This is a genomic window from Actinomyces sp. oral taxon 897 (assembly GCF_002999235.1).
GTDB lineage: Bacteria > Actinomycetota > Actinomycetes > Actinomycetales > Actinomycetaceae > Actinomyces.
Window position 1 is genome coordinate 2662936 of record NZ_CP027236.1, and the last position, 21825, is coordinate 2684760.

Sequence of the window (21825 nt, forward strand, 5' to 3'; positions counted from 1 at the left end):
CCGTGGCGGCGTCGTGGGACTGGGTCAGTGGGGTATCTGCCACGAGGGGCTCCCTTCGTCGTTCTCTTCCCAGCGCAGCACCGCCCGGACCTGCCACCCGGTCCGGGTGGGTCCGGCCTGGACGGTCCCACCGTAGACGGCCGCCCGCTCCCGCATGCCGATCAGGCCCTTGCCGCTGCCGTGCACGGGGCGGCTTCCCGGGGCGGACAGGTTCTCCACCGTGAGCACGACCGTCCCCGTGTGCCGCTCCACACGTACGGTGACCCGGGGTGTGGTGGGGGCGTAGCGCAGGATGTTGGTGAGCGACTCCTGCGCGATCCGGTACAGCGTGAGCTGGAGCCCCTTGTCCCCTGGCAGGGCCCGGCCCTCCCAGGTGTAGTCCACGGGGACGCCCGCGACCTGGAACCGCCTAATGAGCACGGGCAGGTCCGACTGCTCCGGCGCGGGGGACAGGGGGGTGTCACCGGTGGAGGGGTCCACGTCGGTGGCCTGGGTACGTAGGTGGGCCACGGCCTGGCTGGGCTCGACCGGCGGCACCGTCCCGGGCGGGGCGAACTCCGGCAAGGGTACCGCCCGCGTCTCGGGCTCCCGGGGGGCCGGGTCGGGCAGGGGGCGGTCGAGCCCGAGGCCGCCCGACGCCGGGGTGGTGGGTCCGGCAGGGGCGCTGGCGGGGCCAGGACCGGGGCCGTCGTGGGCGCCGGTCGGGCTGAGCCCGCTCGGGGACCCGGTGGCCTCGCCCGCGGGAGCGGACGACGCGGCATTGAGCATGGTGGTGCCGATCGGGGTCCTGGTGGCCTCGCCCGTGGGCCCGGGCGTGCAGGGACCGGCCGGGGCGGGGGTGGTGCCGACGGCCTCGGCCGCCACGGGCCCGGGGAAGGTTCCGGCCGCCCCTGGATGTCCTGACGGCGCGGAGGTGGCGCCGGGGTCGTCACGCAGCACCCCCACCAGGCGGCGCGTGTCCGCCAGGGCGCTGCGGCCGGTCTCGGCCAGCATCCCCAGGGCCTCCTTGGCCATCTCCGGGTTGCGGTCAATGGTGGCGGCGACGCCGTCGGCCATGGTGATCATGACGGCCAGGGAGTGGGCGACGACGTCGTGCATCTCCCGGGCGATCCGGCTGCGCTCGTTGGCGGCCGCCAGGAGCGCCGTCTGCTCGCGCTCCAGCGAGGCGCGCGCGGAGCGGGCCTCCACCTCTGCCAGCCGCTGCCTCTGGGAGCGGGCGTTGAGCCCCACGAGCACGCCGATCATATTGACGAGTGCCAGCGCTATGAGGGTCATGGCGGATTCGAGGAACGTGTAGCGCTCCAGGACTATCTGGGGGACCTGGACCGCGAGCGTAGAGGCGACCCACGCCAGCCACGCCCACCGGGTCCTGACCCTCACGGTGAGGGTCCCCAGCATTAGCGGCACGCCTATGAGCAGGGTGAGCATGAGCATGCTCGAGACGTAGAGGAGCGCGCTCTTCTCCGGGTCCAGGACCAGCACTGTCAGGATCTCGGTGACGGGCATGACCAGGATGACTACTGCCCAGGTGGTCAGGGGGCGGATGCGCCGCAGCGCCAGAGCGGTCCCGGCGGTCGTCTGGGCCAGGGCGAGGAGGACCAGGCCGGGTACGCCAATGGCCTGGAACGCCAGGGGGTTCTGGGCCTGGAGGACGGTGGACAGTGAGCCGAGGAGGAACACGAAGAGGGCCAGGCCTGAGTCCGCCGCCCGGGGGTGGGAGCGCAGCCACCTGCCCACGGGGCCGGGGAGGACGGGGGCGGCGACCGGGGTCTCGAGGGCGGGGTCAGCGGGGGTCATCGGGACCAGTGTTTCACGTGCCGACGTCGTGGCGCAGGGCGGAGGGGGCCACGCTGCCGTGGGACCTGGTGGCGCGGCTCCCGGCCCCATAACACCGGGCTCCACGACGCCCTGCCTCACAGCACTGGGCCCCACGACACCCGGCCTCACGGCCCTCGGCGTCGTGGGGCCCGGCTGGTCCCCGGCTGGCGGACCCACCGGGACGGGGTACACAGGCGCGCGGTTGTCCGGGGCGTAGGCGTCCCCGGGGTGGCCGGGCGCCGGTGCGGAGGCTGCCATAAGGGCGGCACGCACGGCTCCCAGCGGTAGGACGTCCGGGGCCTGTCGCTGGGAGCCGGTCATGGTCACCTCCGGGGTCGGTGGGTCTTGTGCCAGCTGGTCCAGAGGTACATTGCCTCCGGGGCCAGCTGGCCAGCAGGGCGGCGGGGTGGCGGGGGCTCAGGCGTCCCGCTTGGAGAAGGTGATCCACCCCGCCAGCAGGGGCACGACGGCCCAGATCACGAAGGTGACTATGGCCATGGTGTGCGTGGGCGCGCCCTCGGAGTAGCGCCGGGCGATATTGAAGGGGTCGGCCAGCGCCGGGGACGTCACGAGAGGTGTGTGGTGGCTGAGGACCTCGGCCCAGTGCCACTGGCTGCCAGCGATCTGCAGCGGGATGTCAATGACGAACAGCAGGGTGAGCACCACGGTGGTGGCGCCCGCCGTGGAGCGCATAAGGAAGCCCAGTCCCAGGGCCATGAGCGAGATGGTGGCGAAGCCTAGGCCTGAGCCCCACACCAGGCCCCACACCCTGGCGTCGCCGAAGGACGGGGCCTTGTCTCCCATGAACGGGGCGGAGATCGCCCAGGTCAGGAGCACCGAGAGGACGCCGGCCAGGAAGCCCCAGACGGCGATGCTCAGGCTCTTGGCCCAGAACAGGCGCCAGCGGTGCGGCACGGCGGCCAGGGAGGAGCGGATCTGGCCCGAGGAGTACTCCCCGGTGACAATGAGGGCGCCCAGGACCGCCATGGCGATCTGACCGAAGGTGATGCCTGCCACCATAAGGGCGGGGGCCTGGTCAGCGAGCAGCTCCTTGCTGTCGGAGGAGGCGACGATGGACAGGCCTGCACCGATGAGGACCGCCAGGCCCACGGCGATGACGGAGGTGATCCAGGTGGAGGCCAGGGTGCGCAGCTTGACCCACTCGGCGGCGATGGCCCGGCCAAAGGTCTGGCGTCCGTTAATGCGGCCGGTCCGGGTGCCGGGTGCGACGGCGGTGCTCATAGTGTCTTCTCTTCTCACGTCGTGCGGTCAGTGGGTGGTGGGGGTGGTCCCGGCCGGGCGCCCGCGTCGGGCCTGGCCCGTGGGACCCGTGGCCCTGCCGGGGGCGGCGTGGCCGGGGTGGGTGTCGTGGCCCCCGGCGGGTCCTGAGGGGGCTCCGGTGGAGTACTCGACCTCCCCGTTGGTGAGCTCCAGGTAGGCCTGCTCCAGGGAGGCGTGGATAGTGGTCAGCTCGTGCAGGACGATCCCCGAGGCCGCCGCGATCTCGCCGATCCTGGCGGCGGGCGCCGTGCTGGTGGTCAGGACCCCCCGCTCGGGGGACTGGACCGCGATCCCGGCCCGGCTCAGGGCGGCGGCCAGCTCCGTGGCCTGCGGGGAGGCCACCCGCACCTGGTCCGAGGTGGCGCGGGAGATGACCTCGTCCACCGGGCCCTGGGTGATAATGCGACCGCGGCCGATGAGCACCAGGTGGTCGGCCGTCTGGGACATCTCGCTCATGAGGTGGCTGGAGATGAACACGGTGCGTCCCTCGGAGGCCAGGCGTCGGCAGGTCTCGCGCACCCAGATGACCCCCTCGGGGTCCAGGCCGTTGACGGGCTCGTCGAAGATGAGCACCTGGGGGTCGCCCAGGAGGGCGGCGGCTATGCCCAGGCGCTGGCCCATGCCCAGGCTGAACCCCTTGACCCTCTTCTTGGCCACGCCCGTCAGCCCGGTCAGCTCCAGGACCTGGCCCACCCGGGAGCGGGGGATGCCGTTGGAGACGGCGAGCTGGGTCAGGTGGGAACGGGCGGAGCGGGAGCCGTGCAGGCCCTTGGCGTCCAGGAGGGCGCCGACCTCGCACAGGGGGGCGGTCAGGTCGCGGTACCGCCTGCCGTTGACGGTGACGGTCCCCGAGGTGGGACGGTCCAGTCCCATAATGAGGCGCATGGTCGTGGACTTGCCCGCGCCGTTGGGGCCCAGGAAGCCGGTGACGGTCCCGGGTTCCACGGTGAAGGAGATGTGGTCCACGGCGGTCTTGTCGCCGTAACGCTTGGTCAGGTCATGGGCTTCAATCATGTGCGGTGCTGCTCTCATTGAGGTGGGTGCAGGTGGCGTCCTGGCAGGTCCTGAGGTCTTCACCTGGGGGTGCTCCCGGGCTGACGTCCCCAAGGCTAGGAGGCGGGGAAGGGGGCCATCATCGGAGTGCGGGATGAACCTGGCGGGGGCCTTCTGGGCCCCGTGGGGGAGGAGCCTCCTCCCACAGGAGGAGAGGGGCCGGGTATGAGGTCTTTCCCAGGAATGTGCGGCAGGATAGGGTTGTTGACCCCATGTGGACGGGGCACATCAGCCCCTGAGAGGACCGACACCAATGAGCAATCCCTTCTTCGACCGTAGCCCAGCCTTCAACAGCAAGGGGGGCGTCGGCACCACCCCCAACGGCTACCCCGCCATGCCCGGCTACCAGCCCGGTGCCCAGTACGGCCAGGCGCCCACTCAGGGCTACCCCGGCTACAGCCAGGCAACCACCCAGACCTACCCGGGTTACGGCCAGGCGCCCGCCCAGGGCTACCCCGGCTACGGCCAGGTGAGCCCGAACCAGGTCGCCGGCCTGGAGGCCCAGTACGCCGCGCCCAGCGCCACCAATGTCGACCGCGGGCGCATGACCTACGACGACGTCATTGTCCGTACCGCCGGGATGTTTGCCGTCATCCTGGGCACGGGGGCCCTGTCCTGGATGCTGGCCACCAACAGGGCCACCATGGGGGTCGGCTACCTGGTCATGATCCTGGGCTCCATCGGCGCCCTCGTCCTGGGACTGGTCAACTCCTTCAAGAAGGAGCCCAGCCCGGCCCTCATTATGGCCTACGCCGCCTGTGAGGGCGCCATGCTCGGGGCCTTCTCCGGCGTCATGAACTACCTCTACCCCGGTATTGTGATCCAGGCCATGGGGGCGACGGCGGCCACCTTCGTCGTCATGCTGTGCGCCTACAAGTTCGCGAACTTCCGGGTCTCGGCCCGGGTGGCCCGCATCCTGCTCATCGCCATGGGCGGCTACCTGCTCTTCAGCCTGGTCAACCTGGTCCTCATGGCCACCGGTGCCGTCACCGACCCGTGGGGCCTGCGCGGCAGCGTCACCATTATGGGCATCCCGCTGGGCGTCATTGTGGGCCTGGTCGTGGTGGTCATGGCGGCCGTGAGCCTGGCCATGGACTTTGAGGCCATCCAGCGCGGGGTCGAGGGCGGCCTGCCCACCCGCTACGCCTGGGCCGGTGCGTTCGGGCTCGTGGTCACCATTGTGTGGCTCTACGTGGAGTTCCTGCGCATCCTCGCCATTCTGCGCGACAACTGAGGCCCGCGCCTGCCTCGCACCGCGGTCCGCCCGGCTGGTAGCCGGGCGGACCGCTGTCTGTAGCGGCACGTCTGGGTGGCGCGGGTGGTGGCCCCTGCCGCGGGGCGGGTCGCGCTTAACGCGAGCGGCTGGACGGGCCGCCCCGAGACGGTGGCCTCTGCCGCGGGCCGTGCGCTGGTCCGCCTCGTCCTCGGAGCTGGGCGTCTCGGGGGAGGCTCTACGGGGAAGCTCTAGTCGATGGCCCGCCCTGTCCCCGAAAGCCAGTTCGCGCTGGGCCAAGGAGGACGGTGAGCTCGGCGTCGTCCCGTAGGCTCGCGGGCATGAGCAGTACCAGTATGCCCTCGGTTCAGGGCGCTAAGGGCACCAAGCCCGTTCTCACCTTCCCCGGCCCGCAGGCCCCTGAAGGCCTTCAGGTCCAGGTGCTCGACGCCGGGGACGGCCAGGTGGTCGAGGCCGGGGACACCGTCGTCACCCACTACCTGGGTCAGGTCTGGGACGGGCAGGTCTTTGACAACTCCTACGACCGCCACCAGCCGCTGGACTTCCAGGTCGGCGTCGGCATGGTGATCCGCGGCTGGGACGACGGCCTGGTGGGCCAGCGCGTGGGCTCGCGCCTGCTGCTGTCCATCCCCGCCGAGCTCGGCTACGGGGAGCGCGGCGTCCCGCAGGCCGGCATTAAGGGCGGGGACACCCTCGTCTTCGTCACCGAGATCCTCGGCGTCATGTGACCACCAGCCCCTGACAGACCGGGGCGGCCCGGCACCACTGTGGTGCCGGGCCGCCCCGGTTCGTTCGGGTAGGGCTGCAGAGGAAGGACCTCTTATGACCACTGTGCCAGGCCGCCCAGTTCGGGAGGCCGCCCAGTTCGGGAGGCCGCCCAGTTCGGGAGGCCGCCCGGTTCGGGAGGCCGCCTTGAGCGGGTGCCGCGGGGCGCCCTCAGTGCCCCGGTCGCGGCACCCCGCGGCTGGGCGCGCGGCCGGGCCTAGCCGACACTCCAGGGCCAGATGGGCCTGGGTGCTGCTGCTGGGCGCGCGGCCGGGCCCTGTGCCAGGGCGGGTCGGATAGGACGGCCCGCCCCGGGCCCGCTCGGCTACCCCCCTTAGGACCGGCGCATCCGCCTGAGCACCAGGAGGAGGCCCGTGGCCGTCAGCCCCAGTGCAATGCACAGCACACCGGCGATCTGTACGCCGGTCATGGCCAGGCCCTCTGAGTCCTGGGTGGAGGCTGCCTGGACGGGAGCGGGCTCATTGGGGGCGGGCTGGGCGGGAGCCGGGTCCGGCGCCTTGGGGTCGGGGTTCGGCGCCGGGTTGGGGGCCGGTGCCGGGTTGGGAGCAGGGTTGGGCTCGGGCTCGGGCTCGGGGTTGGGGGCCGGGTCCGGGGCTGGCGCGGTCTTGGTGGTGATACGGAAGGACGGCGACTGGATCGGTGTGCCGTCCACGACGACGTCCGGGGTGTGCGTGGCCTCGGCTCCGTAGCTGTCGGGGGCCGTGTAGGTCACGTCGAAGCTGGCCTTCCACACCCCGTCCTCCACGGTCCCGGTGACCGTCTGGCCGTCGACGGTGACCGTGGGCGGGGTGGCGGGCGCCTGCGCGGCCGGAGGGGCGGGCGGCGTCTGGGAGCCCAGCTTCCAGGCGGACAGGACCTCCCCGCCGAAGTTCCCCCGGCGGTAGGCCGTGAGCCTGGTGCCGGAGTTAGGGACCGTGCAGGTCACGGTGGTCTCCTGACCCGGGTCCAGCTTCTGCTCCTCGGGTTCGCAGGTGCCGCCGGTCAGCTCCTGGCTGGCGTCGTCAGTAATGTGGAAGCGCATGTCCGCGGGGTTGGCGAACACGCCCGAGCCGTTCCTGACCAGGAACGAGACGGAGCGCTGCGAGCCCGCGGCCTGTGAGGGGATCTCAATGCCGTAGCTCCGGGTGACCTCGGCGCCCGGGTCCACGTCCAGGGCGTCGGCCGGGGAGTCCAGCAGGCTGACGCGGGGGCTGCCCCAGGTCGTGGCGGGGGCGGGCTGGGTGTCGGCGTAGGCGGCCGTGAGGCTGCCGAAGTGGCCGGGGTCGGAGCACATGAAGCCGTCGGCGCACTCCAGGGTCGGCTGGTCGGCGGCGGCGGTGGGGGCCAGCAGGACGCTTCCTGCCACCATGACGGCTGCGGCCGTGGCCGCTGTGAGTGGACGACGTCGCATGGGAGAGGCTCTCGTTTCAGGGCGCGGAGAACAGGATGGAGTTGAGGGAAGCCTAACGAAGGCGTGGTCTCCAGGAGAGCACCCGAGGTCATGGTATGTCTCACGTCACCGCGACACCGCGGACACCTGGACGCGGGCCACCCAGTCGAGCAGGGCCCAAGGCCCCGCCCCTTCCGTGAGAACGGTACTTATTCGTCGCGAGAACGGTACTTATTGCTCGCGAGAACGGTACTTATTGCTCGCGAGAACGGTACTTGTTGCTCGTGAGAACGGTACTTATTCGTCGTGAGAACGGGGGTGCCCTGGCGGCCTGGCTGCCGACGCCCCTGCCGTGGGGTTACCTGCCGCCAGGACGGGGAGGTGATGGCCGCCGTCCGTACCATGGTGTCCTGAGTCACTCCTTCTCATGTGAGGACGGGGGGCGATGTTGCCAGTCTGAGCGCCGACCGAAGGCAGACCCCCGGACGGGGAGGCGGCCGTGCACGTGGGCACGCCTCTCACTGCCCTGGCCTCCCGCGAGGGCAGGGAGGCGGCCGCCGGGTCGAGGTAGTCCCACAGGAGCAGCAGGGCCTCTGCCGCGAGGACAGGGAAGTGGTTCACAGGGCTGGTCGTTGCGGCCTCCGAGTTGCACTGGTTCTCGCAGACTGCACGAGTTCTCGCAGACTGCGCTGGTTCCTGTAGGGGCTGCCCCGGGGGTCTGCGGGATTGTACGGGTATTTCGGGGTCGGGCAGAGGGCAGGATCAATAACCTGTGAGATCTGTAAGAACTCGCGCAACCTGGAAACCGTGCCACGGTCACCCCGGCCCCCGCAGCCAGCTCCTGCCCTGCTCGCGCCGTACCTGGTGAGGTCGGGTCGAGGGTGGTTCTCCTGGCGGGGAGAACCTGTGCGGCGTCTAGGGGAACATTTTGTGCACAGGGTAACCGATTGCGCAGAAAGTAACGAATCCAGGTCACTTTCTGTGCAAAATGTTACCCTGTGCACAAAATGTCCCGCTTCGCACAAAATGTCTCCGCATGTCGCTCTCGCCAGCGCGCCCAGGAGCCTCGAGACCCGCAGACAGGCTCTACCCTGCCCGTGCTAAAGGGGTTGGAGCGGCGCTGGACGTTCCCTGACCTGCGCAGGAGTGCGATGGCACTCGACGGCTTGTGCCCTTAATCAACCTAGCAGATTCGGGGCGCTCCCTGGCCCGAGGGCGGAGGGCCTACCTATGAGTGGTGGGAGAGTCCTAATGCACCTAGTGGCGCGGTGGCCGCCGGCCCGGTGGCGGAAGGCGCACAGCGGCCGCCCGGGGAGGGTGACGCAAGACGTACGTCACGCAATTGCCCCTCCTGGCCGCCCGGACACGTCAGCGGGACGCACGGTGCGACGCCAAGGTGCTGCGTCTCACCCCTGTCGCCTCGTCCTTTTCTTGCGTAGTCGCCAGCTCGCGGGCTGATCCCCTGTGCCAGCGGCCCACCCGCTACGAGGCAGGCTGCGCGCAACCGGGTCAGGTGCCTGGAAAACGGCGTGATACCGCCGTTTGACGCCCCTAGGTCCCGGCGTGGGACCAGGGGCGGCGCACTGTCCGCCGTGGTGCGGGGGCGTCGCGGTCGGGTAGGAGCGCGGGGCGGGGGGCGTCGCGGTCAGGGGGTCGGGCGGCCTGCCCACGGGCCCGGGAACAGGCGCGGGTGCTGCGCGGTTGCCTCCTCGAGCCTCGGTGGCACCTGTGGCGCGTCGCGGCCACGTGCCGCAGACTACGCTGGGGACGACACGGCGTCGTGAAGCGTCGGCCCCGGTCGGCTCCTGCGACGCCGTTCCCGTCAGACACGTCCGCAAAGGATCGCCACATGCCGCAGTACCGCAGCGCCACCTCCACCCACGGCCGCAATATGGCGGGCGCCCGCGCCCTGTGGCGCGCCACCGGCGTGAAGGACTCCGACTTCGGCAAGCCCATTATCGCCATTGCCAACTCCTTCACCCAGTTCGTCCCCGGGCACGTGGGCCTGCGCGACGTCGGCCGCCTCGTGGCCAAGGAGATTGAGGCCGCCGGGGGCCTGGCCAAGGAGTTCAACACGATCGCCGTCGACGACGGTATCGCCATGGGCCACGACGGCATGCTCTACTCCCTGCCGTCCCGCGACCTCATTGCCGACTCCGTGGAGTACATGGTCTCCGCGCACTGCGCCGACGCCCTGGTGTGCATCTCCAACTGCGACAAGATCACCCCGGGCATGCTCATGGCGGCCATGCGCCTGAACATCCCCGCGATCTTTATCTCCGGCGGGCCCATGGAGTCGGGCAAGATGGTGGCCGCCGACGGTACCACCCGCAAGCTCGACCTCATTGACGCCATGATGGACGCCGCCGACCCCACCGTGGACGACCAGACCATTAGCGCCATTGAGCGCCTGGCCTGCCCCACCTGCGGCTCCTGCTCCGGGATGTTCACCGCCAACTCCATGAACTGCCTCACCGAGGCCCTGGGCCTGGCGCTGCCCATGAACGGCACCCTGCTGGCCACCCACGCCGACCGCGGTGAGCTGTTCAGGCGGGCCGGCCGCCAGGTCGTGGAGATCACCCGGGCCTACTACGAGGGCGGGGACGTCTCCGTCCTGCCCCGTTCCATCGCCACCAAGGCGGCCTTCGAGAACGCCATGAGCCTGGACATCGCCATGGGCGGGTCCACCAACACCGTCCTGCACCTGCTGGCCGCCGCCCAGGAGGCCGAGGTCGACTTCCACATGGCCGACATCGACCGTCTCTCACGACGGGTGCCCCACCTGGCCAAGGTGGCGCCGTCGACGAACCTGTACCACATTGAGGACGTCCACCGTGCCGGCGGCATTATGGGGATCCTGGGCGAGCTGGACCGCGGCGGCCTGCTGGACACCTCCACCACCAACGTGCTGCGCTCCACCCTGGGCGAGGTCCTGGCCGCCTACGACGTCGCGCGCCCCGGCCCCGACGGCGTCCCCGGCTCGGGCGTCGCCGACTCCGTGCGCACCGGCTACCTGGCCGCCCCGGCCGGGGTGCGCACCACCGAGATGTTCTCCCAGGCCTCCCGCTGGGAGTCCCTGGACACCGACCGCGCAGGCGGCTGCATCCGCGACATTGAGCACGCCTACTCCGCCGACGGCGGCCTGGCGGTCCTCTTTGGCAACATCGCGGAGAAGGGGTGCATTGTCAAGACCGCCGGGGTGGACGAGTCCATCCTGACCTTCTCCGGGCCCGCCGTCGTCTTTGAGTCCCAGGAGGACGCCGTGGCCGGGATCCTCGGCCGGAAGGTGGCGTCCGGCGACGTCGTGGTCATTAGCCACGAGGGGCCGCGCGGCGGGCCGGGCATGCAGGAGATGCTCTACCCGACCACCTACATTAAGTCCATGCACCTGGGCAAGGAGTGCGCGCTGCTGACCGACGGCCGCTTCTCCGGGGGCACCTCGGGGCTGAGCATCGGGCACGTGTCCCCGGAGGCGGCGGCCGGGGGCCTGATCGGCCTGGTGCGCAGCGGCGACGTCATTGACATTGACATCCCCGCCCGCTCCATCTCCGTGCGGCTGGACGAGGCGGAGATAGAGCGACGGCGCCGGGAGGAGGAGGCCCGCGGCGAGGCCGCCTGGAGGCCGCACACCGCGCGCCCCCGCAAGGTCTCCGCCGCCCTGCGCGCCTACGCCATGCTGGCCACCAGCGCCGACCTGGGGGCAGTACGCAGCCGCGAGCTCCTGGGGCTGTAAGGACCGCCCGCACCCGGGTGCCTGGGGTGGCGCGCTGGCGCCCCTGCCAGGACGCCCCTACCCCAGGCCCCGGGGCCCGCAGCTAATACGGGCCCCGGGGGAGCGTCGCTCAGTCGCCGATACGCAGCCTGGTCTTGAGCGAGGCCAGGCGCTCGTCGAGCTTCTCCTTGCGCTCGGAGCGCTTCTGCTCGCGCACCACCCGCCGGGCCTCGGCCTGGGCCGCCTCCGCGGCGGCGCTGGCGGCCTCTAGCTCGGCCACGACCTCGGTAACCGGGCGGCGGTAGACGGTGCCGCCCAGGGCGGACACCTGCCCGTCCACGACCTCGGTGGCGTACTCGGTGACCTGGGCCAGCAGCGCGGTCTGGCCCGGGGGCACGGCCTGGCCGAACTCGGTGAGGACGTCCGCGCTGCGCTCGGCGCGGTCGATGTCCAGCAGGCCGCCGACCAGCGCGCCCGCGCCCCAGCCCATGAGCATCCCCAGGGGGCCGCCCAGGACGCCGATGAGCATGCCGACCAGCCCGCCGGTGGCGGTCCCGGCGGCGCCGGTAGCGTCCTCCTGCTCGGGGACGGACAGGTGCCCGTCCGGGGCGCGCCTGACGACGGCGGCGCTCACGAGGTCCAGGCGGCCCGCGTCGGAGGCCTGGCGCAGCTCGCTGAGCGCCTGGTACGCCTTGGACTCCTCGGGGAAGGTGACGGCGATGACGTTGGTGTCTGCCATAATGAGGCTCCTTGCCTGTTGGTTGTCCGCTGACTGGCTGTCCGCCGGCAGCCTGCCAAGAGGCTGCCGGCGGCCCGTCTGTCGGCCGCGTCGGCTCCAGGTCCTCGACGTGGGTCGGGGCCCTGGAGCTCGTCCGTGATCCGACCGATACCTGACCGTAGGCATCGGGGCTGGTGACGAGGTCGGTTCTTCCTGTGTGCCGTCTGGGTAACTGGCGCCGGGTGGTGCTGGTACCGGGGTCCCTCAGGCGGGCCGGGCGGGCGCTGGTCTTGGCGCGGGCGGGTGCTGGCCTTGACGCGGGCGGGCCTGGTGGGTACAGGCCTGGGCGTCAGGCAGGTACCGGGCGGGCGCCGGCCTCAATGCCAGGCGCCGGCCTCGGCGTCGGGTGGTCTGCGACTACCCTGGGCACCGTGAACACGCTTGAAGGCAATCCGACCGCCTGGGACAGTGCCCGCTACCTGCGGGAGGTGCTGCGCGCCCCCGTCTACGAGGTGGCCGAGCACACCCCCCTCCAGCCCATGCCCGCCCTCTCCGAGCGCCTGGGCTGCACCGTCCAGGTCAAGCGTGAGGACCTCCAGGCCGTCCACTCCTTCAAGATCCGCGGCGCCTACAACGCCATGTGCGCCCTGGACGAGCAGGCGCGCGCCCGCGGCGTGGTCACCGCGTCGGCCGGCAACCACGCCCAGGGGGTGGCCTGCTCCGCCTCCCGCCTGGGGGTGAGCGCCCTCATTGTCATGCCCACCGTCACCCCGCGCATTAAGGTCGACGCCGTCCGGGCGCTGGGGGGCGAGGTCCTCCTGCACGGGGAGAACTTCGACGCCGCCAAGGCCGAGGCCCTGCGCCTGAGCCAGGACGAGGGACGCACCTTTATCGCCCCCTTCGACGACCCGCGGGTCATCGCCGGCCAGGGCACGATCGGCCTGGAGCTCATCCAGCAGGACGCCCGCCTGGACCGTGTCTTCGTGCCGGTGGGCGGCGGTGGCCTGGCCGCCGGCATCGCCGTCCTGGTCAAGCAGCTCATGCCCGGGCTCCAGGTCATCGGGGTCGAGCACGAGGAGTCGGCCTGCCTGGCCGCCGCGATCACCGCCGGCGGGCCGGTGACCCTGTCCCACGTGGGGCTCTTTGCCGAGGGCGTGGCCGTACGCCGTATCGGGGACGAGACCTACCGCCTGTGCAGCGAGCTGCTCGACGACGTCGTCACCGTCTCCTCCGACGAGGTCTCCGCGGCCGTCAAGGACATCTTCGAGGACGTGCGCGCCATCTCCGAGCCCTCCGGCGCCCTGGCCCTGGCCGGTCTCAAGCGCTACGTGGCCGAGCAGGAGGTCAGCGGGGAGCGCCTGGCCTGCGTCCTGTCCGGGGCGAACCTCAACTTCCACCAGCTGCGCTACATCTCCGAGCGCTCCGAGGTCGGTGAGCAGCGTGAGGCGGTCCTGGGCGTGACCATCCCCGAGCGCCAGGGGGAGTTCCTGCGCTTTGTCTCGGTCCTGGGCGGGCGCGCGGTGACCGAGTTCAGCTACCGGGTGGCGCGGCAGGACCCCATGGAGGACGCCCGGATCTTCGTGGGCGTGGGGCTGACCCGGGGGCGTGAGGAGCGTGCCGAGATCGTGCACGACCTGCGTCAGGCGGGCTACGACGTCGTCGACCTCACCGACGACGAGCTGGCCAAGGTGCACGTGCGCTCCCTGGCGGGCGGGCGGGCCCCCGAGGGGCTGAGCGAGAGGCTCTTCTCCTTCGAGTTCCCCGAGTCCCCCGGGGCGCTCATGAACTTCCTGGAGAACCTGGGGACCCGCTGGAACGTCACCCTCTTCCACTACCGGACCGACGGCGCCGACTACGGGCGCATCCTCACCGCCTTCCAGACCGGCTCCAGCGAGCGTGAGGCTACTGACCTGCGTCGTCACATGGACCGCCTGGGCTACGTCTACCGGGAGGAGACGGACAACCCGGCGGCCCGGTTCTTCCTGGGCAGCTGAGGTTCTTCCTGGGGCAGCTGAGGCGGCCGCAGGACTTGCCGCTGTAGGACCATGGTCCTTAGAGTGGTGGGTGAACCACCGACCGCAAGGAGAGACCATGGTCCGTTTCGCCGTCATCCTCGGCTCTGTCCGTCCCGCCTCCGTCGGCGCCCCCGTGGCCCAGTGGGTCGCGCGCAAGGCCTCCACCGTCGAGGGGGTCCAGGCCGACGTCATTACCCTGGCCGAGCTGGGCCTGCCCTTCTTCGCCGAGCCCGTGCCCCCGTCCCTGGCCGCCCCCACCGACCCCGCCGGGGCGGCCTGGAACGAGCGGCTGGCCGCCTACGACGGCGTTGTCATTGTGACCCCCGAGTACGACCACTCCATCCCCGGGGTCCTGAAGAACGCCATTGACTTCCTGCGCCCGGGGGTGCTCGCCTACAAGCCGGTGGGCCTGGTGGGCTACTCCTACTACAACGGCATCCGCCCCCTGGAGCACCTGCGGGACATCCTGAGCGGGTTCGACGTCTCCTTCGTGAACCCCGAGGTGCTGCTCTCCCTGCGGGCCGACTTCACCGAGGGCGCCTTCACCCCTGCCGCCTACCACGAGGACGAGGTGCCCGCCATGGTGCGGGCCATGGTGGCCCGCTCCCAGGCCCTGGCCCCCCTGCGCTAAGCGGGGCCGGGTCTGCCCGCCCGGCCCTCTCCCGCCCGCCCGCCCACCCTCCTTCCGTGAGAACGGTACTTATTCGTCGTGAGAACGGTACTTATTTGCCGTGAGAACGGTACTTATTGCTCGTGAGAACGGGAGGTACGCTCGGGGCCTTGCCTCGTCTGGCTGGTATGGGTGCTCTGGGTGTGAGCGCTGGTGGGGCCTGAGCGGGGAGGGCGCCTTGTGCGTGCGGGCACCCTGTTGACGGGTGCGCCCCTGTCCGGACCTCCTTCGGGTGCCTCTCTGGTATTCTACTGGACCCCCGCTACGGGCATCGGCCTCGGGTGTCTGCTGGCCGCGGGACGAGGACGTTCGGAGCATCTCCTGGCACAAATCCAGACAGGTTATGCGATCACTTAGGTGGTCTACCGGTCGTGTGCTGCCCTGGATCCCTGTGCGTGGCGCAATCTGAGGCTCAGAACAGAAGACGCCCTCGGCTGTTCCAGGTCCCAAACCTATGACCTGCGTGGACATTGAGTGTACAGAGTTGTGCTCAGGGTGGGTCCGGTCCTGAGTCTCAGATTGCACCAAACAGGCACCTGGCACCCACTGGTCGTGCCTAAGCCGTCGGTGGCCTGATCGCCGTGGGAACATGTGCGGAGGCGGTGGGTGAGTTGCACGTCCCTGAGCTGCTCGCCGTGAGAGCGAGGGCCATATAGCGGTGCGGGCTCCGGAGGGGTGAACGTACAACCCCACGAACCTGCCCTGTGAGCACCACCATGGCTCACCACCATGATCCGCAGGAGCCGCCAGGTCTCACGCGGAGGCACGCCCTCCGTTCTCGCGAGCAATAAGTACCGTTCTCACGGCAAATAAGTACCGTTCTCGCGAGGAACAAGTACCGTTCTCACGGCGAATAAGTACCGTTCTCACGAGCAATAAGTACCGTTCTCGCGGAAGGAGGGCGGGCAGGGAGGGGCGAAGGGGCGGGCGGTGGCTGTCTACCGCGCTGAGCGGCCGACGTCCTCCGGCGTTGACGGTGTCGGCACCCGCGGCGAGGTCTCCAGCTCCAGCGCCCGGTAGCGGTTCATGGCCGCCGCCACGTCCACGGCGCGGGGCCTGACCAGGAAGGCAGGGCGCTCACCGACGTCGCCCAGCGCGTCCAGGCCCTCGTCGTCCAGGAGCGCGTCCAGGTCCTCCAGGCACTGCGCCAGGGTGGCGTGCGCGTCAAAGCGCTGCTCCAGCAGGGCCCTCAGGGCGTAGGCGGCGGCCTGGGCCTGGCCGGGGTCCACGAGCCCGGCGACGTCACGGACGTCAATCTCCTCCCGGTCCAGGGTCAGGACCTCCGTCCCCCGGGCCCGGGTACGCACCGGACCGCGCCGTGTCCGGGCCGGGGCGGGCCGCGGCACCCGGCCCACGGGCCACGGGAACCCGGGCAGGGCGGTCACCTCACGCGGCTGGTCGGCGACGACGTGGCCCGCCTCCTGGGTCGCGTCACGCAGGTGGTAGGCGTCCATGAGCAGCACCCGGTCGGCCACGTCCAGGTAGTCCCCGCTGCCGCCCATGACCATGACCGTGGAGACCCCGGCCTCGGCCAGCGCCCCGACCCGGTCCACGAAGGGCGTGATGGGCTCGCGCTCGGCCGCCACCAGGGAGCGCATGCGCCGGTCCCGGATGAGCAGGTTCGTGGCGGAGGTGTCCTCGTCCAGGAGCAGCGCCGTGGCCCCGGCCTCCACCGCCTCGATCATGGAGGCGGCCTGCGAGGTCGAGCCCGAGGCGTTCCCGGTGGAGAAGGACTCCGTGTCCTGTCCGCCGGGCAGGTGGGAGATAAAGGCGCTCAGGTCCACCCCCGTGATGGCGCGCCCGTCCGCGGCCCGGACCTTGACGGCGTCGGGCAGGGTGGCCACGAGCTCACGCCCGTCCCCGGGCACGTGCGGGTAGACGCCCCGCTCGATGGCGCTCAGCAGGGTGGACTTGCCGTGGTAGCCGCCACCGACGATGACGGTGACACCCGCCCCCAGGGCCGTTCCCCGCACCGTGCCCGCGTGGGGCAGCTGGACGGTGGCGGCCAGGGAGTCGGGGGCCTGGAGCGGCAGGGCTCCGGTGCGCAACGGCTCGTCCGACACCCCGGAGCGGCGCGGCAGGAGGGAGCCGTCGGCCAGGAAGGACACCCAGCCGCTGGCCTCCACGGCCCGGGTCAGTGCCCGGTGGTCCTCCAGGGCCGCCACGTGCTCCAGGAGGCGGCGCGCCCGCTCCCCGGTGAGGTCGAGGATCCGCTCCACGGCCCGGGGCAGGTCCCAGGAGACGATCCGGGAGGCCTCCCGTCCGCGGATGGAGCGCCCCTGGGCGGGCAGCGCCATGCGGGCGCGGATCTCAATGGTCTCGGCTGCGGGCTCACCCGGCCCGTCGGCGGTGTCGGGCCGGGGGCCGACGCCGGAGTGGGGACCACCGGGCTGCGACGTCGCGGTGGCGTGCGGGCCCGCGCCACCTGGGCCCCTGCCGTCCTGGGAGCCGGTGCCGGGGTCCGTGGGCGTGACGGCCGCCCCCCGGGGGTCCAGGAACACCACGCTGGAGCGTTCCAGGATCTCCTGCCCCGGGGAGGCGATGGACAGGGCCGTGCCCCGGAAGGCCGCGTAGAGCTCGCGGGTGAGGAAGTCCGCCACGGCCAGGCGCCGGTCTCCGGTCCCCAGGAGCCCCTCGTCGGCCAGGACCTTGGTCCCGGGCAGGTCCACGGGCATGGTGACGCGGATGCGCGTGGGCGGGGCGTAGGGGTCGGGCTGGACGTGGTCAATGTGGAGGGTCCAGCCCTCCGGGGCGGTATAGCGTCCCACCACCGCCTTGTAGGCGGCGTAGGAGCGCCCGTTGAGGGCCTGGAGGTGGCTCACCAGGTCGGCCAGGGCCCCCTCGCGCGGCTCGTCCACGTAGACCCGGCGGGAGCGGTCCTGGGCGCTGTGACCGGTGCGGCCGCCGCCCCGGCGCTCGTACCCTTCGCCCCGGCGGCCGTGGCCGCCCTGGCGACCGTAGCCCTCGCCCCGGCGGCCGTAACCGCCCTGACCACCCCGGGCCCCGTCGTCGTGCCTGTCCTGACTCATGCGTCCATCCTGGCACAGGACCGTGTGCCCCACCCAGGTCGCGTGTGGCGTGGGGGCGTCGGTCCGTTGCTCAGGTGTCAATGTGGGTGCCCCACCCAGGTCGCGTGTGGCGTGGGGCCGGGTGTGGCCTGGGGCCGGGGCGCGCCTCACCGATGCGGTACGCGGCAGCCTCGGTGGTGGGCAGGCCTGACCCGGTTGGTGCGCTCACCGCGGGCGCAGGCGTGGGCGCTGACCTTGTCCGCGGGGCCAGCCAGGTGTGCCGGTGGGCCGCGCCACCCCCGCGCGGCAGCCCCGTGAGCGCCACCCCCGCGAGCGGCAGCCCCCGCGCAGCACCTCCCGCGAGCACCACCCCCCACGCGCGGCAGCCCGCGTCCCGCCGGAGGCCGCGAGCGGCACCACTCCCGCGCCACCCGCGCGCGGCAGCCCGCGTCCTACCGGCGTCCGCCGACCGTCCACAGCCCCCGGAAAGGTGGCTCAGGTACGCGCCCGGGCGCGGCGTCGGGCGTAGGCGGAGCGGATGCGCCGCTGGGCGGGTATCTCCACGCCCCGGTGCAGCGCCTCGGCGCAGATCCAGGAGACCACGCACACCGCTGCCAGCAGGCCCAGTCGTAGCGGGATCCCCAGCTTCGTGCCGGGCAGGTATGTGTCCATGAGGTCGTTCGTGACCGCGATGACCATGTAGTGGACCAGGTACAGGGCGAAGGAGACCCGGCCGGCGTGCTCCAGGAGGGGGGAGGCCAGGAGCCCCGGCCTGCCCCGGACGTCGGCCAGGGCCGAGGAGACCACCAGGGCGCAGATAGCCGGCAGCGAGATGAACGACGCCGCCATCTTCATGGTGACCCCGGCGTTGCGCACCACCATGGCCAGCGCGTAGGAGGCGACGCAGGCGAGTACGCACACCTGTACCGGGGGGACGTACCTCCGCAGGTGGCCGCGGCAGAAGAGCTCGGCCAGCACGACGCCGATCACGAACTCCGAGGAGCGGGCCAGCGGCATGAAGTAGGGCCACTCCGCGTAGCCCATGAGGGTGACCGCCCGCCCCAGCGCCATGGTAATGACCAGCCAGGTCACGGCCACGACCACGAGGGTACGTGGTGAGCGACGGCGTAGCGTGGTAATGAGCCACGGCGCCAGGAAGTAGAAGAACGCCTCCGCCGACAGGGACCAGGAGACCGCGTTGAGGGACACGGCGATCCTCTCGTAGGGAGCCCATGCCTGCAGCAGAAAGGCGTCGAGGGGGATGAGCCACCAGTAGGTTATCGGCATAATGAAGAGGGAGACGACCAGCGTCACAATATGCGAGGGGTAGATCCGGGCGAAGCGGTTGAGCCAGAACCTCCTGGGCTCAACGCGCTCACCGGGACTGGCCCAGGTCAGGACGAACCCCGACAGGACAAAGAAGAACGCGACACCCATGTGGGCCAGGTCAAACAGGCGCCCGCCCGGGACGATGTGGATGAGCCTGGCGTGGAAGACGAGGATGAGGGCGGCCGCGAAGAAGCGCAGGGACGTCAGCCTGGGCAGGTTGCCGCCCACTGTTCTGGGTGAGGTCATGTGCGGGACTATACGTGCCGCCCCGGTCCGCGCCGGGACCTGTCGCCGGGGCTGTCTGCAGTCGCCGGACGAGTCCCTAACCTGGTGCCTATGAGCACAATGTCTTCCTATCTTACCGGTCTGGGTACCGGCCTGGGCCTTATCGTGGCGATCGGTGCCCAGAACGCGTGGGTGCTCCGTCAGGGGCTGCGTCGGGAGCACGTCGGCGTGGTGGTGGCGGTCTGCGTGGTCGGGGACGTGGGCCTGATCGCCGCCGGGACCGTGGGGATCGGTGTCATTAGCTCCTTGCCCTGGGTCCTGAGTGCCCTGCGCTGGGGCGGGGTCGTCTACCTCCTGGCCTTCGCCTTGCGGTCCTTCCGCTCGGCCCTGCGCCCCCGGGCCCTGGAGGGGGAGGGGAGTGCCGGGCCGGGCCGGGGGGCCGTGGCCCTGACGACCCTGGGGCTGACCTTCCTCAACCCCCACGTCTACCTCGACACGGTTGTCATGCTCGGGGGCGTCGTCAACCAGTTCGGGGACTCCCGCTGGGTGGCGGCGGCTGGGGCCATGACGGGCTCCGTCCTGTGGTTCACCAGCCTGGGGCTGGGGGCCCGGACCCTGTCCGGCCCCCTGGCCAGGCCCCGGACCTGGCAGGTCGTCGACGTCCTGGTCGGACTGGTCATGGTGGGAGTCGCCATTGGCCTCGCCCGGGGGGCCTGAGCCGGGTTCAGCGAGTCGGCGGCCCCGGGTTCAGGCTGGCGGCCCCGGCGGCAGGACCTCCACCTGGGCGGGCAGGTTGGCCACGCCTACCGGGCAGGTGACCCCGTTGGGGCCGTGGTTGCAGTAGCCGCCGGGGTTCTTGTGCAGGTAGCCCTGGTGGTAGCCCTCAGCCAGGTAGAAGGGGCCGCCGAAGTCCGAGTACAGGCCCGCGGCACCCTCCACGGTGGTCACGCAGGTGCCCAGCCCCAGGCGGGTGAGCTCGCCCTGGAACGCCTCGCGGGTGGCCAGGGCGGCGGCGTACTGGTCGGGCGTGGTCGTCCACACCGCCGAGCGGTACTGGGTGCCGACGTCGTTGCCGTGGCGGTTGAGGTGGGTGGAGTCGTGGTTCTCCCAGAAGGTCCGCAGCAGGGACTGGCCGCCCGGTCCGCAGACGGTGGGGTCGTAGGCCACCCGCACGGTCTCGGCGTGACCGGTGGCCCCGGTGCACACCTCCTGGTATGTGGGGTTGGGCGTGGTGCCGCCCATGTAGCCGACGGCGGTGGACACCACCCCGTCCTGGCGCCACAGGATGCGCTCCATGCCCCAGAAGCAGCCGCCCGCCAGGTAGATGACCTCGGTGCCCTGCGGCCAGGGGCCGTCCAGGGGCGTGCCCAGGACCACGTGGTCACCGGGGACGGGCAGGAGCGGGGACTGCCGGCCCGGCAGGACCGTGCTGCGTGCCGGAGGGGCAGGGCTGGTGGGAGCGGCGTCCGCGGGGTGAGTGGCCTGGGCGCGGCCCGCGCCGCCGTCGGCGTGAGCGGGGCCGGCGTGAGCGGGGGAGGCGCTGCTCGTGGGGCCGGACGGGCGGCGGGCGCTCACAGTGCCGTGACCTCGAGGATCTTGGCGGTGATCTCGCGCCCGCTGGGGGCGTCGTAGGTCACGGTCTCACCGGCCCGGTGGCCCATGAGGGCCTTGCCCAGGGGGGCGTCGGGGGAGAAGACCATGACGCCCTCGGGGACGTCGGCGGTGATCTCCTGGCCGCCCAGGACGAAGCGCTGCTCCTTCCCGGCCACGTCGGCGGTGACGACGGTGCCGGGCGAGACGGTGCCGTCGGAGGCCGCCTCGCCGATCTGCGCCGTCTCCAGGAGGTGGACCAGGGTCGCGATGCGGGCCTCGTTGAGGGCGGCCTCCTCGCGGGCGGCGTGGTAGCCGGCGTTCTCGCGGAGGTCACCTTCCTGCCGGGCCGCCTCGACGCGCTGGGTGATCTCCTTGCGGTCGACCTCCCTGCGGCGTACGAGCTCCTCGGTGAGTCGTTCGTAGGCCTCCTGAGTGAGCCAGGTGCTCTGCTCCTCAGCCATGGTTCCTCCTGCGTGTGGTCGGTGGCTCGCCCTGGTACCCGGCACCCGCTCGTAGCCGGACGAGTCGGTGAGGGATGAGGCGGGGACGGGTGGACGGCTGCGGGTACCTGCCCGTAGCCGGACGAGCCGGGTGATGGGCGGGCAGTCTACCGCGCCCCGTAGGCGTGAGAACAGATCTGTGGCGTGTGAGGTCGGGGGCGCAGGCCGACGGCGCCCGTGCCAGGGGCGGGGGCGCGTGCGGGGTGGTTCCCTGGCCGGGTGCTCCTGGCTGATGATGACGATGACGAACAAAGCTGGTGTCTTAATGCACCTAGCGGTGCGGGGTGCTCCCTGACTACGAGGTTCAAGCTCGTTTGGTCTGTCCAGGGACGGTCTTAATGCACCTAGCGGTGCGGGGTGCTCCCTGACGTGACCATAACTGTCGCCTGCCTTGGGCTGTCAGCGTCTTAATGCACCTAGCGGTGCGGGATGCTCCCTGACTACCTTTACGAGTATAGGTATGGAGAGAACGAGAGTCTTAATGCACCTAGCGGTGCGGGGTGCTCCCTGACTG

Annotated in this window: 15 protein-coding genes and 1 CRISPR repeat array (1 of these 16 only partly in view); of the genes, 6 read left to right on the plus strand and 9 right to left on the minus strand. The window is 71.3% G+C overall.

Translation table 11 applies throughout. The features are described 5' to 3' along the window. Positions 1-24: 24 nt before the first annotated feature. From C3V41_RS10510 to C3V41_RS10520, 3 genes are all read right to left on the minus strand, one after another. Entirely contained in the window at positions 25-1797 is a 1773-nt protein-coding gene (locus tag C3V41_RS10510; protein WP_254423575.1) for a sensor histidine kinase, read from the minus strand. Positions 1798-2235: 438 nt separating this feature from the next. Beyond that, entirely contained in the window at positions 2236-3060 is an 825-nt protein-coding gene (locus C3V41_RS10515; RefSeq protein ID WP_174714773.1) for an ABC transporter permease subunit, read from the minus strand. 27 nt (positions 3061-3087) lie between these two features. After that, complete coding sequence (locus C3V41_RS10520) at positions 3088-4113, minus strand: ABC transporter ATP-binding protein (RefSeq protein ID WP_106110211.1); 1026 nt, start codon at positions 4111-4113, stop codon at positions 3088-3090. Positions 4114-4405: 292 nt separating this feature from the next. On the opposite strand from C3V41_RS10520, the gene C3V41_RS10525 reads away from it, so the two are divergent. Together C3V41_RS10525 and C3V41_RS10530 are read left to right on the plus strand one after the other, a co-directional pair. Beyond that, complete coding sequence (locus tag C3V41_RS10525) at positions 4406-5386, plus strand: Bax inhibitor-1/YccA family protein (RefSeq protein ID WP_106110212.1); 981 nt, start codon at positions 4406-4408, stop codon at positions 5384-5386. Positions 5387-5706: 320 nt separating this feature from the next. Further along, the gene (locus C3V41_RS10530) at positions 5707-6114 is read left to right on the plus strand and encodes an FKBP-type peptidyl-prolyl cis-trans isomerase (protein ID WP_106110213.1); all 408 of its coding nucleotides are present in this window, start codon (positions 5707-5709) and stop codon (positions 6112-6114) included. Positions 6115-6485: 371 nt separating this feature from the next. On the opposite strand, the gene C3V41_RS13210 is transcribed toward C3V41_RS10530, so the two are convergent. After that, positions 6486-7562: a hypothetical protein gene (locus tag C3V41_RS13210; RefSeq protein ID WP_106110214.1), complete on the minus strand. Its 1077-nt coding sequence runs from the start codon at positions 7560-7562 to the stop codon at positions 6486-6488. Positions 7563-9390: 1828 nt separating this feature from the next. Here C3V41_RS13210 and ilvD point away from each other — a divergent pair. Then, positions 9391-11274 (plus strand): dihydroxy-acid dehydratase, encoded by a 1884-nt coding sequence (ilvD, locus tag C3V41_RS10540; protein ID WP_106110215.1) that lies wholly within the window; start codon positions 9391-9393, stop codon positions 11272-11274. A 109-nt stretch (positions 11275-11383) separates the two neighbouring features. On the opposite strand, the gene C3V41_RS10545 is transcribed toward ilvD, so the two are convergent. Further along, positions 11384-11992, minus strand: a complete 609-nt coding sequence (locus tag C3V41_RS10545) for a DUF1269 domain-containing protein (protein ID WP_106110216.1) — start codon at positions 11990-11992, stop codon at positions 11384-11386. Between the two features lie 359 nt (positions 11993-12351). On the opposite strand from C3V41_RS10545, the gene ilvA reads away from it, so the two are divergent. Both ilvA and C3V41_RS10555 read left to right on the plus strand, forming a co-directional pair. Next, complete coding sequence (ilvA, locus tag C3V41_RS10550; protein WP_106110217.1) at positions 12352-13965, plus strand: threonine ammonia-lyase, biosynthetic; 1614 nt, start codon at positions 12352-12354, stop codon at positions 13963-13965. A gap of 97 nt (positions 13966-14062) precedes the next feature. Next, positions 14063-14617, plus strand: coding sequence for an NADPH-dependent FMN reductase (locus tag C3V41_RS10555; protein WP_106110218.1), 555 nt, complete (start codon positions 14063-14065; stop codon positions 14615-14617). 977 nt (positions 14618-15594) lie between these two features. Here C3V41_RS10555 and C3V41_RS10560 read toward each other — a convergent pair. Beyond that, positions 15595-17685, minus strand: a complete 2091-nt coding sequence (locus tag C3V41_RS10560) for an ABC-ATPase domain-containing protein (protein ID WP_106110219.1) — start codon at positions 17683-17685, stop codon at positions 15595-15597. 474 nt (positions 17686-18159) lie between these two features. After that, the gene (locus C3V41_RS10565) at positions 18160-19239 is read right to left on the minus strand and encodes an acyltransferase family protein (RefSeq protein WP_106110220.1); all 1080 of its coding nucleotides are present in this window, start codon (positions 19237-19239) and stop codon (positions 18160-18162) included. 90 nt (positions 19240-19329) lie between these two features. Here C3V41_RS10565 and C3V41_RS10570 point away from each other — a divergent pair, with 90 nt between their 5' ends. Next, positions 19330-19935, plus strand: coding sequence for a LysE/ArgO family amino acid transporter (locus tag C3V41_RS10570; protein WP_106110221.1), 606 nt, complete (start codon positions 19330-19332; stop codon positions 19933-19935). A 30-nt stretch (positions 19936-19965) separates the two neighbouring features. On the opposite strand, the gene msrA is transcribed toward C3V41_RS10570, so the two are convergent. Next, a complete protein-coding gene (msrA, locus tag C3V41_RS10575; RefSeq protein WP_106110815.1) occupies positions 19966-20640 on the minus strand; it encodes a peptide-methionine (S)-S-oxide reductase MsrA in 675 nt (224 codons plus the stop codon). Positions 20641-20789: 149 nt separating this feature from the next. Further along, the gene (locus C3V41_RS10580; RefSeq protein WP_106110222.1) at positions 20790-21272 is read right to left on the minus strand and encodes a GreA/GreB family elongation factor; all 483 of its coding nucleotides are present in this window, start codon (positions 21270-21272) and stop codon (positions 20790-20792) included. Positions 21273-21570: 298 nt separating this feature from the next. After that, positions 21571-21825: direct repeats of the CRISPR family, unit length 37 nt; unit sequence GTCTTAATGCACCTAGCGGTGCGGGGTGCTCCCTGAC; it runs 292 nt beyond the window's last position.

Excerpts from the sequence above, each read along its gene's own strand:
- C3V41_RS10510 (WP_254423575.1), bottom strand. The coding sequence starts at position 1,797 with ATGACCCCCGCTGACCCCGCCCTCGAGACCCCGGTCGCCGCCCCCGTC.
- C3V41_RS10515 (WP_174714773.1), bottom strand. The coding sequence starts at position 3,060 with ATGAGCACCGCCGTCGCACCCGGCACCCGGACCGGCCGCATTAACGGA.
- C3V41_RS10520 (WP_106110211.1), bottom strand. The coding sequence starts at position 4,113 with ATGATTGAAGCCCATGACCTGACCAAGCGTTACGGCGACAAGACCGCC.
- C3V41_RS10525 (WP_106110212.1), top strand. The coding sequence starts at position 4,406 with ATGAGCAATCCCTTCTTCGACCGTAGCCCAGCCTTCAACAGCAAGGGG.
- C3V41_RS10530 (WP_106110213.1), top strand. The coding sequence starts at position 5,707 with ATGAGCAGTACCAGTATGCCCTCGGTTCAGGGCGCTAAGGGCACCAAG.
- C3V41_RS13210 (WP_106110214.1), bottom strand. The coding sequence starts at position 7,562 with ATGCGACGTCGTCCACTCACAGCGGCCACGGCCGCAGCCGTCATGGTG.
- ilvD (WP_106110215.1), top strand. The coding sequence starts at position 9,391 with ATGCCGCAGTACCGCAGCGCCACCTCCACCCACGGCCGCAATATGGCG.
- C3V41_RS10545 (WP_106110216.1), bottom strand. The coding sequence starts at position 11,992 with ATGGCAGACACCAACGTCATCGCCGTCACCTTCCCCGAGGAGTCCAAG.
- ilvA (WP_106110217.1), top strand. The coding sequence starts at position 12,352 with ATGCCAGGCGCCGGCCTCGGCGTCGGGTGGTCTGCGACTACCCTGGGC.
- C3V41_RS10555 (WP_106110218.1), top strand. The coding sequence starts at position 14,063 with ATGGTCCGTTTCGCCGTCATCCTCGGCTCTGTCCGTCCCGCCTCCGTC.
- C3V41_RS10560 (WP_106110219.1), bottom strand. The coding sequence starts at position 17,685 with ATGAGTCAGGACAGGCACGACGACGGGGCCCGGGGTGGTCAGGGCGGT.
- C3V41_RS10565 (WP_106110220.1), bottom strand. The coding sequence starts at position 19,239 with ATGACCTCACCCAGAACAGTGGGCGGCAACCTGCCCAGGCTGACGTCC.
- C3V41_RS10570 (WP_106110221.1), top strand. The coding sequence starts at position 19,330 with ATGAGCACAATGTCTTCCTATCTTACCGGTCTGGGTACCGGCCTGGGC.
- C3V41_RS10580 (WP_106110222.1), bottom strand. The coding sequence starts at position 21,272 with ATGGCTGAGGAGCAGAGCACCTGGCTCACTCAGGAGGCCTACGAACGA.